This window comes from Anaerotruncus massiliensis (ex Togo et al. 2026) (genome assembly GCF_030825285.1).
GTDB lineage: Bacteria > Bacillota > Clostridia > Oscillospirales > Ruminococcaceae > Anaerotruncus > Anaerotruncus massiliensis.
In genome coordinates, this window is record NZ_JAPJQF010000016.1 from 43,067 (window position 1) to 52,213 (window position 9,147).

11 protein-coding genes are annotated in these 9,147 nt (G+C 64.2%); 8 read left to right on the plus strand and 3 right to left on the minus strand.

What is annotated here, in order from left to right; all coding sequences use genetic code 11:
• The first annotated feature begins 1 nt into the window (after position 1).
• The 6 genes from RCI06_RS07035 to RCI06_RS07055 all read left to right on the plus strand — a co-directional run bounded on the left by RCI06_RS07035 (position 2) and on the right by RCI06_RS07055 (position 2,155).
• On the plus strand, positions 2-541 hold the full coding sequence (locus RCI06_RS07035) for a stage V sporulation T C-terminal domain-containing protein (RefSeq protein WP_121586895.1): 540 nt from the start codon (positions 2-4) through the stop codon (positions 539-541).
• 2 nt (positions 542-543) lie between these two features.
• Positions 544-726: a hypothetical protein gene (locus RCI06_RS07040; protein WP_101549089.1), complete on the plus strand. Its 183-nt coding sequence runs from the start codon at positions 544-546 to the stop codon at positions 724-726.
• A 103-nt stretch (positions 727-829) separates the two neighbouring features.
• Positions 830-988: a hypothetical protein gene (locus tag RCI06_RS07045; protein ID WP_172439148.1), complete on the plus strand. Its 159-nt coding sequence runs from the start codon at positions 830-832 to the stop codon at positions 986-988.
• A gap of 23 nt (positions 989-1,011) precedes the next feature.
• Positions 1,012-1,098, plus strand: a complete 87-nt coding sequence (gene spoVM, locus RCI06_RS14360) for a stage V sporulation protein SpoVM (protein WP_101549091.1) — start codon at positions 1,012-1,014, stop codon at positions 1,096-1,098.
• Between the two features lie 169 nt (positions 1,099-1,267).
• Complete coding sequence (locus RCI06_RS07050) at positions 1,268-1,705, plus strand: LytTR family DNA-binding domain-containing protein (protein ID WP_306575243.1); 438 nt, start codon at positions 1,268-1,270, stop codon at positions 1,703-1,705.
• 12 nt (positions 1,706-1,717) lie between these two features.
• A complete protein-coding gene (locus tag RCI06_RS07055; protein WP_101549095.1) occupies positions 1,718-2,155 on the plus strand; it encodes a DUF3021 family protein in 438 nt (145 codons plus the stop codon).
• Between the two features lie 58 nt (positions 2,156-2,213).
• Here RCI06_RS07055 and RCI06_RS07060 read toward each other — a convergent pair whose 3' ends face one another.
• Entirely contained in the window at positions 2,214-2,894 is a 681-nt protein-coding gene (locus tag RCI06_RS07060) for a hypothetical protein (RefSeq protein WP_306575245.1), read from the minus strand.
• Between the two features lie 252 nt (positions 2,895-3,146).
• Here RCI06_RS07060 and RCI06_RS07065 point away from each other — a divergent pair, with 252 nt between their 5' ends.
• Both RCI06_RS07065 and spoIVA read left to right on the plus strand, forming a co-directional pair.
• Positions 3,147-4,679 (plus strand): SPOCS domain-containing protein, encoded by a 1,533-nt coding sequence (locus RCI06_RS07065; RefSeq protein WP_101549099.1) that lies wholly within the window; start codon positions 3,147-3,149, stop codon positions 4,677-4,679.
• Between the two features lie 18 nt (positions 4,680-4,697).
• A complete protein-coding gene (spoIVA, locus tag RCI06_RS07070) occupies positions 4,698-6,176 on the plus strand; it encodes a stage IV sporulation protein A (protein WP_101549101.1) in 1,479 nt (492 codons plus the stop codon).
• A 51-nt stretch (positions 6,177-6,227) separates the two neighbouring features.
• On the opposite strand, the gene RCI06_RS07075 is transcribed toward spoIVA, so the two are convergent.
• Positions 6,228-7,628, minus strand: a complete 1,401-nt coding sequence (locus RCI06_RS07075; RefSeq protein ID WP_306575248.1) for an MATE family efflux transporter — start codon at positions 7,626-7,628, stop codon at positions 6,228-6,230.
• Between the two features lie 139 nt (positions 7,629-7,767).
• Positions 7,768-9,147 (minus strand): amidohydrolase family protein (locus tag RCI06_RS07080; RefSeq protein ID WP_306575252.1); only part of this gene is annotated, 1,380 nt, incomplete at its 5' end.

The window sequence follows — 9,147 nt, forward strand, 5'->3', positions numbered from 1 at the left end:
GATGAAAGCCACAGGAATTGTAAGGCGTATCGATGACCTGGGACGCGTGGTCATCCCCAAGGAAATCCGGCGAACAATGCGTATCAGGGAGGGCGACCCCCTTGAAATATATACCGACAACGACGGCGAAGTGATCTTTAAGAAGTATTCCCCCATCGGCGAGCTTTCCGCCTTTGCCACCCAGTACGCGGAGGTGCTCAGCAAGATCGGCGGCTATCCGGTCGTCGTCTGCGACCGCGACCACGTCATCAGCGTGGCGGGCATCCCCAAAAAGGAGCTGCTCGAGCGCCGCGTGTCCCCCGCGCTCGAGGAGGTCATGGAGCAGCGCCGCAGCTTCGCGGTGACCGCCGACGGCAAAAAGATGCAGCCGGTGGAGGGCGTCGACCGCTACGCGCTGGTCGAGGCGCCGATCATTGCCGCGGGCGACGTGTGCGGCAGCCTGATGTTCATCGCGGGCGACAGCCCCGCGCCCGCCACCGACACCGAGATCAAGCTCATCCAGGTGGGAGCGGCCTTCCTCGGCCGCCAGATGGAGGAATAACGGTGGGCAAGAAGCACAAGGACGGCCCCGTGGAGGAGCTTTCCGGCCGGGACAAGGTGCGCGTGTCGCGCCTGGTGGAGCACATGATCGCCATCCCGCCCAGCCGCACCGACCCGAACGGCAGCTATACCGGGCGGCCGATGAATAAGTACGAGGTGCCGGTGCAGGACGCCGACGACCTGTGAAAAACCGCGCCGCGGCCTCCGGGCCGCGGCGCGTTCGTTTTTGTCACCAAAATCTCCGCCCGGCGTATACTGGGGTAAAGACAACAGGCGGAAGGTGAGCAGGATGAAAAAGAAGCAGTTTTTGGACTGCAACTGTTGGGCGCAGTGCTGCGCGGGTTTCGGCCTGGGCGTGGTGCTGGCGGTGTTCACCTCGCTCAAACTGGTGCTGATTCTGGCGGGCGTCATGCTCGTCGCGCTGGCAATCCGCATCCTGCTGCTGTGAAAACGAGAAAAGGTGGTTGCGCTATGAAGATCGTCGTCATCAAAAGCCCGAAATTCCTCTCCCCGATCCTGCGTTTTTTCTTCAAGATCAAGAAAGACCCCGTTACATAAGCAGGTAAGCCATCCAAAACACAGCGAAGCCCGGCGGGATTCCCCGCCGGGCTTCGCCGCATCTTGGCGGCGGATTTCGGCAGCTTGGCGCGATTTCGTTGACCGGGGGGATGCGGACGGGTATGATATAGGCAGAACCGATCGGCCACGATTTCAAAGGAGGGGACGCATGGATATCCGAATCAACGAGGACCCCGCGTGCGGCGAACCGGAGATCGTCATCCGCTGCCGGGAGATGGACGAGCGCGTCGTGCGGATGATCGCCGCGCTGCGCGCCGCCGAGCAGAAGCTGGCGGGCGTCCGGAACGGCAGGACGTTCGTCGTCGACCCGGCGGAGGTCTACTACGCCGAAAGCGTGGACAAACGCACCTTCCTCTACACCGCCGACGCGATCTATGAATCGCCCCTGCGCCTCTACGAGATGGAGGAGCGGTTCGGGGCGGGGGATTTCTTCCGCGCGTCCAAATCCGCGGTGGTGAACCTCGCGCGGGTCAAGTCGCTGAGCCCGATGCTCGGCGGGAAGATCGAGGTGCTGCTCGAAAACAACGAACGCCTCATGGTATCGAGGCAATATGTCCCCGGGCTCAGGCAAAAGCTCGGGATTTAAGGAGGAACGGATATGGATTACCGTCTGCTGGGCAGGGCGATGAGTTATAAGACGCTGATGCTGATGTATTTTGCGAGCGGGGTATTCCTGCTGATGCTGTGGGACCTCGTGTGGGCGCGCGAAGGCGCCGCGTCCATGACGACGCTGTGGCAGGTCTTTCTGCTGGCGGTGCTGCTGTCGGGCGCGCATTTCTGCTGCTACGAGGAGGGGATCCTTCCGCGCGTCCCGGCGCGGGTGAAGCGCGTCCTGCACCTCGTCGTCACCTACCTCGTCGTGCTCGCGGAGCTTTTCCTCTTCGGCTGGGCGCCGCGCCCGACCTTCGGGATCGTGCTGGCTGCGACCGGGATTTTTCTCGCCGCCTACGCCGCGCTCTGGCTCGCCTTCTACGTCTATTACCGTGCGCAGAAGGAGCTGCTCAACGAGCGGCTGGAACGCTATAAAAACGCCTGAAAAGTAAAAAAGCGGCCGGGACGAACGTCCCGGCCGCTTTTTGATTTGTTTTTTCTTATCAGCCGATCATGACCGCGCCGGCCGTGCCGTCGGCGCTGTGGATGATGATCGGGGGATTCGCCGCGGCGTTCCCGCCGCCGGTCCCGGCGCCGTCGGTTTCGCCGCCTGCTTCGCCTCCTGCTTCGTCGCCCGCCTCCTGCTGGGACATCACCATCAGCGTGCCCTGGATCTCCTGGAGGACCTCGGCGTATTTCTGGTTGGCCTCGTCCACCTTCTCCTTGCGAGCCTCGGTGTCGTTCGGGTCGATCGCGGCGGCCTCGGCGTAGAGGTCGGCGGCCTCCTGCACGCGGGGCGCGGCGGCCGCGAGCGTCTCATGCAGCGGCGCGAGGATTTCGGGAGGGGTCAGCGCGCCCACCTCGGAGAAGGCGTCGCTCAGGCTGTCCATCAGCGCTACGGCCTCGCCCATATAGCCTTCCTCGTTCGGGTCGAGCTGCTGGAAGGCGATCGCCTTCTCCTGCACGCCCGTCATGATTTCGGTGATCCGCGCGCCGTATTCCTCTTCGGTCAACGGCTCGGCCGGTTCGGAGGACGCGGGCTCGGAGCTCTCCGGCTCGGGCTCGGAGGAGGAGGCCTCGGAGGAGGACGCCTCGGCTGGAGCGCCGCCGCCGCAGGCGGCGAGCGAAAGGGTCAGCATCAGGGCCAGGGCGCAGGCGCCCAGAATTTTCAAAGTCCGGTTCATAGGCATTTCACGTTCCTTCCGAAAAAAATAACGCGGCGTGTTGTCGCGCCGGGATGTGTCGAATCGAAGCGGCGGGAGGGTCCGCCGCCGGTTTTGCCATGCCGATATTGTACCACACTGGCCGGAATAGTCAAGTCTCGGCAGGATTTGCCCATCCGCGCCGCAACGCGGCGGAAAGGCGGACGGGGAGAGCATATTCGGGGAGGGCTGGACATATATTGATGGTAGCAAACAGAAGGAGAGGGTAATACTATGGAGCTGAATCTGCAAAAACAGACGGTAAGCATCAACGAGACCATATACGACGGCGTCGTGGAACAGCCGCTCGAGTGTGACGTGCTGCTGCCCGACTACTGCCCCGATATCCAGAAAATCCTCCGCTGTGAGGTGGTCCCGTCCCTGCTCCTGACCGCAGTGAACGGCGACAAGCTCTCGGTGGACGGCATGGCGATGGCGCACCTCTACTACCTCGACGAGAACGGCTGTATCCGCCACGCGGAATATAAAATCCCCTACACCCGCGTGGTGGAGCTGCGGTGCGCCCCCCAGAACCCCTCGGTGTGCGTCACCCAGAGCGTCGACTATTTCAACTGCCGCGCGGTCAGCTCCCGCCGGCTCGATATGCGCGGCGCGGTCACGATGAACGTGCGGGTGACCGGCCAGACCGAGGAGGAGGTCCTCGTCGCCGCCGAGGGCGCGGGACTCCAGCTCTGCCCCGACACGGCGGAGAACGCCTGCGTGCTGCCGCGCGTCATGCGCCAGGCGAGCGTGCGCGAGGAGGTCGAGCTCGGCTATGGGAAGCCGGCCGTGGGCGCGGTCATCCGCGCGTCGGCCTCCGCCCAGGTCACCGATTACAAGGCGATCACCGGCAAACTCGTCACCAAGGGGGAGATCACCGTCAAGGTGGTCTACCAGTGCGAGGAGGACGCCAAAAAGCTCGAGGTCATGGAGTACGCGCTGCCGCTGAGCCAGGTGATCGACCTGGACGGGGTGGACGAGGACTGTTCGTGCAGCGTGTGGTACGAGGTGTGCTCCCTCGACGTGACCCCCAAGGCCAACGCCGACGGGGAGAACCGCGCCTTCACGCTCGACGTGTCGCTCAACGCCTGCGCGTCGGCCTACCGGCGGATGCAGCTCGACGCGGTGTGCGACTGCTATTCCACCAGCTACGAGTGCAAGCCCACCGTCCGGCAGGTGCCGCTGCTGCGCCTGATCGACACGGTCGACGAGACCTGCATGTACAAGGAGACGCTCGACCTGCCGCCCGACGCGGGCAGCATCGTCGACGTGTGGTGCACGGCGGGCGCGCCCACCGTCCAGATCGAGGAGGACTGCGCCGTCGTGACGGGAAAGATGACGGTGTGCATGTTCGTCTGCGAGGCAAACGGGGAGATCGCCTATTACGACCAGGCGCGCGAATACAGCCACCGCATCGCCCTGCGCGGCTCCTATGAGACGCTCGTGTTCTCCCCGAACACCTCGGCGGGGACGGCGGCCTTCACGATGAGCGGGCATGAGAAGCTGGAGGTGCGCTGCCCGGTGCGCATCTGGGGGGAAGTGTGCAGCCTCTACCGCAGGACGGTGGTGTGCGACGTCACGGTCGACGAGACGCGCGCGAAAACCCGGCGGGACAATGTCCTCTACCTCTATTATGCCAGTGAACGGGAGCCGGTGTGGGAGATCGCCAAACGCTACAACACGTCGGTCGCGGCCATTCAGGCGGGCAACCAGCTTGAAGGGGACGTCCTGGAAGGGCGCCAGCTGCTGCTCATCCCGATGAAATAACGGAAAGGGGAGGAAACAATGGAGGCACAGAAGATCTACCAGGACATCGCCAAACGGTGCGGCGGTGACATATACATAGGCGTGGTGGGGCCGGTGCGAACCGGAAAATCCACCTTCATCAAGCGGTTCATGGAGACGCTCGTCATCCCGAACATCGGCAGCGAGTTCGCGCGGGAGCGCGCCACCGACGAGCTGCCCCAGTCCGCCGCGGGGCGCACGATCATGACCACCGAGCCCAAATTCATCCCCGAGGAAGCCGTCAAGGTCACCCTCGCGGACAACGCCGCCTTCAACGTGCGGATGATCGACTGCGTGGGCTACATCGTCCCCAGCTCGCTCGGCTACATCGAAAACGAGCAGCCCCGCATGGTGGTGACCCCCTGGTTCGAGAAGGAGATCCCCTTCAACCTCGCTGCCGAGATCGGCACCCAGAAGGTCATCAACGAGCACAGCACGATCGGGCTCGTCGTCACCACCGACGGCAGCATCAGCGAGATCCCCCGCAGCGAGTACGAGGAGGCGGAGGTCCGCGTGATCACTGAGCTGCGGCAGATCAACAAGCCCTTCGTCGTGCTGCTCAACTGCACCGACCCGGCTTCCCCCGCCTCCCAGGCGCTGCGGGCCGAGCTGGAGGAGCGCTACGCGGTACCCGTCGTGGCGGTCAACTGCCTGAACCTAGCGGAGGAGGACATCCGCGTCATCCTCTCCGACGTGCTCTTCCAGTTCCCGGTGCGGGAGGCCGCGATCACCCTGCCCGGCTGGGTCACCTCCCTCGCCCCCGACCACTGGCTGCGTGCCGAGCTGTACGGTGCCATCCGCGAGGCCGCCGACGGGGTGGAGCACATCGGCGCGCTCAAGGGGAAGATCATGACCCTTTCAGGCTGCGAATACGTCAGCCGGGTGCTGGTCGATTCGATCGACCTGGGCAGCGGCAGCGCCGAGGTCAGCGTGGACCTCCAGAGCGACCTCTTCTACCGCATCCTCGGCGAGGCGACCGGCCTCGACATCCCCGACGAGAGCGCGCTCATGCCCTGCATGATCGACCTGGCCGCCGTCAAGAAGGAATATGACAAGGTCAAATGTGCGCTCGACGAGGTGGCGGCCACCGGCTACGGCATCGTGATGCCTTCGCTGGAGGAGCTCTCCCTCGAGGAGCCGGAGATCGTCAAGCAGGGCGGCCGCTACGGCGTCCGCCTCCGGGCAAGCGCCCCCTCCATCCACATGATGGCGGCGAACATCACCACCGAGGTCAGCCCGATCGTCGGTTCGGAGAAGCAATCGGAGGAGCTGGTGCACTACCTGCTGCATGAGTTCGAGGAGAGCCCCCAGAAGATCTGGGAGTCGAACATCTTCGGCACGAGCCTGCACGAGCTGGTCAACCAGGGCCTGCACAACAAGCTCTACCGGATGCCGTCCGACGCCCGCATCAAGCTGCAGGAGACGGTCGAACGGATCATCAACGAGGGCTGCACCGGCCTCATCTGCATCATCCTGTAGAAAAAACGAGCCCGCCCGCGAAAAATCTTCGCGGGCGGGCGGTTTTGCGTTTTATTCGGTTTTTTTGCCGCGCTCCTCGGGCGGGAAGCCGGCCCTCACGATGCGGCGGCGCAGCCAGCCTCCCTGGAGGTAGTAGGCGATGAAGAGCAGGGAGGTCAGCGTCCAGGTGATCGGGTAGCTGACGATGACCATGTCGATCGTGCGGTGTAGCGGCAGCGCGAAGAAGACCCACAGCACCCGCAGCACGCACACGCCGCCGCAGGTCATGATCATCGGGAGGACCGAGTCGCCGGTGCCGCGGATGGCGCCCGACAGAATGTCCACGCAGACGTAGGTGAAGTAGAAGGGCGTCAAAAAGAGCATCATGTGGCGCCCCGCCTCCGCCACCGCCCGGTCGGCGGTGAAGATCGCGAAGAGCTGGCGGCTGAAGAGGCAGAGCAGCACGCTCGAGAGGATGGCGGTGGCAAACGCCATCACGAGGCAGACCCGCACGCTCCTGCGGATGCGGGAATATTTCTGCGCCCCGAAGTTCTGTCCCACGAAGGTGGTGATCGACACGTCGAAGGCGGAGAGGATCATCCAGAAGAAGCCGTCGATCTTGCCGTAGGCGGTCCAGGCGGCGATCGTGACGGTGCCGAACGCATTGATGCAGGACTGGAGGATGACGTTGGAGATCGCGTACATGTCCGCCTGCAGGCCGGCGGGAATGCCGACGCGGAGGATGCCCTTCAGGGACGAGGCGGTGAAGCGCAGCTCCTTCCGGTTAAGGCGCAGCGGCCAGTCGGACCGCAGGAGGGTGACCAGGACCAGCAGCGCGCTGAAGATCTGCGAAAGGAGGGTGGCCAGCGCCACGCCGAACACGCCGAGACCCAGCCCCAGCACGAGCGCCAGGTCGAGCAGGATGTTGAGCAGGCAGGCGGCGATCAGGAAATAGAGGGGCCGCCGGGTGTCCCCGACCGCGCGCAGCACGGCGGAGCCGATGTTATAGAGGAAGGAGGCGACGATGCCGAGCAGGTAGACCCGCAGGTAGACGATCGAGTCGGCCATGGTCTCCGCGGGGGTGTCCATCGCCCGCAGCGCGGCGGGCGCGCACAGAAGCCCCACCAGCGTCATGGCCGCGCCCGCCGTGAGCGCGAGCATCACCGAGGTGTGCACCGTGCGGCCGACCTCCTCGTAATCCTGCGCGCCGTAGGCCTGCGCGACCACGACGGTCGCGCCCGACGAAAGCCCCACAAAGAGGTTCACCAGCAGGTTGATGAGCACGCTGGCGCTCCCGCCCACGGCGGCGAGCGCCTCCTTGCCGACGAATCGCCCCACGATGATCGCGTCGGCGGTGTTGTAGAGCTGCTGGAAAAGGGTGCCGAAGAGGATGGGAAAAAAGAAGATGAGCAGCTGCTTCCAGATCACGCCTTCCGTGATGCCGTTTGTGGAAACGGCCTTCTGCTGAACCACCGCCGATACGCCTCCTTTGCATGATTTTGACGGGTGCCGCGTGAGGCACATTATATCACAGAGAAGGGGCGATTACAATCCGTTTCCGTCAAAAACGAAAGCCCCCGCACGCAGGCGCGCGGGGGCTTTCGCGATGAGATCAGCGCCGCCTGTTCAGGAGCGCCACGCCGCCGAGATCGCCGGTCATTCGACCGTTTGTAAAGGTTTCGACGCCGTTGACGAAGACATGCTCGATGCCCGTCGGGTAGGCGATCGGGTGCAGGAAGGTCGCCCTTTCGTGCAGGTTTTCCAGAGAGAAGACCGTGATGTCCGCCTTGCAGCCGCTGCGGATGAACCCGCGGTCGTGCATGTTGAAATGGCTGGCGGTGAGGCCGGACATCTTGTGGATGGCCTGCTCGAGCGTGAGCCAGCGGTTCTTCTGCACGATCGTTTCGATCACGTAGATTGCGTGGCCGAAATTGCGCGGGTGGATCTGGAAGCGGGAAAAGCAGGCGTCGGGATGCTCCGCGTCGATCGCGTAGATGTCCGAGCCGAACATCGTCCAGGGGGACTGGAAGAAGGCCTTGCGGTCCTCCTCCTTCTCGAGGATGTTGACGGTCGAGAGCGCCTCGCCCTCCCTGAGGCAGAGGTCGAAATAGAGGTCGGTGCCGTCCATGCCCTCGGCGTCGGCGATCTGCTGGACCGACTGGCCGACGTATTTGTGGTAGGGGGAGTCGGGCCGGCACTCGAAGAGGAAGATCGAATCCCAGTTGTGGAAGGTGAAGAACTGCCCGAGGAAGCTCGTCTTGTCCCCGGCGATCACCTTTGCGATATGCTCGCGGATGCGGGCGTTCTGCTCGGGGTCGCGGATCGCGTCCTGGATCTCCCTGATCTGCTGCGGCCAGGGCTTCTTCCAGTTGTAGAGCCAGCCGGGGAAGATCGCGCGCGGACCCCACCACACGCCGATGGTCGGGTAGGAGGGGACGTCCGCGCAGCAGTCGACGCCGCGGGCCCGGTAGCCGCCGATCAGGTCGGAGAGCCACTGGCCCTTGCCGTAGAGCTCCTCGCCGTGGGGCGCCACATGGGAGAATTGCAGGCGCATGCCCGATTTCCAGGCGGTCTCCACCGCGAAATCCATCGCCTTCTCAATGCCCGCGCCCGAATAGTTGGACATGTGGGTGGTATAGATGCCGCCGTATTCCGAAACGACCTGCGCGAGCGCCACGATCTCCTCGTTGGTCGCGCCCATGCCGGGGGTGTAGGTGAGCCCGCTCGAAAAGCCGGGGACGCCCAGTTCCATCGCCTCGGCAACGAGCTCCTTCATTCGGCGCAGTTCGTCGTCGGTGCAGGGGCGGTTATCCATGCCGAGCACCTTGGCGCGCACCGAGTTGTGGCCCACCAGCGGGAAGGTGTTGATGCCGATGCCCTGCGTCTTGAGCAGCTCGAAGTAGTGAGCGGCGCTCTTCCAGTAATCCTTGGGGGTGGTCCAGACGGTGTCCGCGATGTTTTTGAGCGGTAGGGGGTTGGGGAGCACGGGGAA

What these genes read in the sequence shown, in the direction of transcription:
- RCI06_RS07035 (WP_121586895.1), top strand. Translation starts at nt 2, where the DNA reads ATGAAAGCCACAGGAATTGTAAGGCGTATCGATGACCTGGGACGCGTG.
- RCI06_RS07045 (WP_172439148.1), top strand. Translation starts at nt 830, where the DNA reads ATGAAAAAGAAGCAGTTTTTGGACTGCAACTGTTGGGCGCAGTGCTGC.
- spoVM (WP_101549091.1), top strand. Translation starts at nt 1,012, where the DNA reads ATGAAGATCGTCGTCATCAAAAGCCCGAAATTCCTCTCCCCGATCCTG.
- RCI06_RS07050 (WP_306575243.1), top strand. Translation starts at nt 1,268, where the DNA reads ATGGATATCCGAATCAACGAGGACCCCGCGTGCGGCGAACCGGAGATC.
- RCI06_RS07055 (WP_101549095.1), top strand. Translation starts at nt 1,718, where the DNA reads ATGGATTACCGTCTGCTGGGCAGGGCGATGAGTTATAAGACGCTGATG.
- RCI06_RS07060 (WP_306575245.1), bottom strand. Translation starts at nt 2,894, where the DNA reads ATGAACCGGACTTTGAAAATTCTGGGCGCCTGCGCCCTGGCCCTGATG.
- RCI06_RS07065 (WP_101549099.1), top strand. Translation starts at nt 3,147, where the DNA reads ATGGAGCTGAATCTGCAAAAACAGACGGTAAGCATCAACGAGACCATA.
- spoIVA (WP_101549101.1), top strand. Translation starts at nt 4,698, where the DNA reads ATGGAGGCACAGAAGATCTACCAGGACATCGCCAAACGGTGCGGCGGT.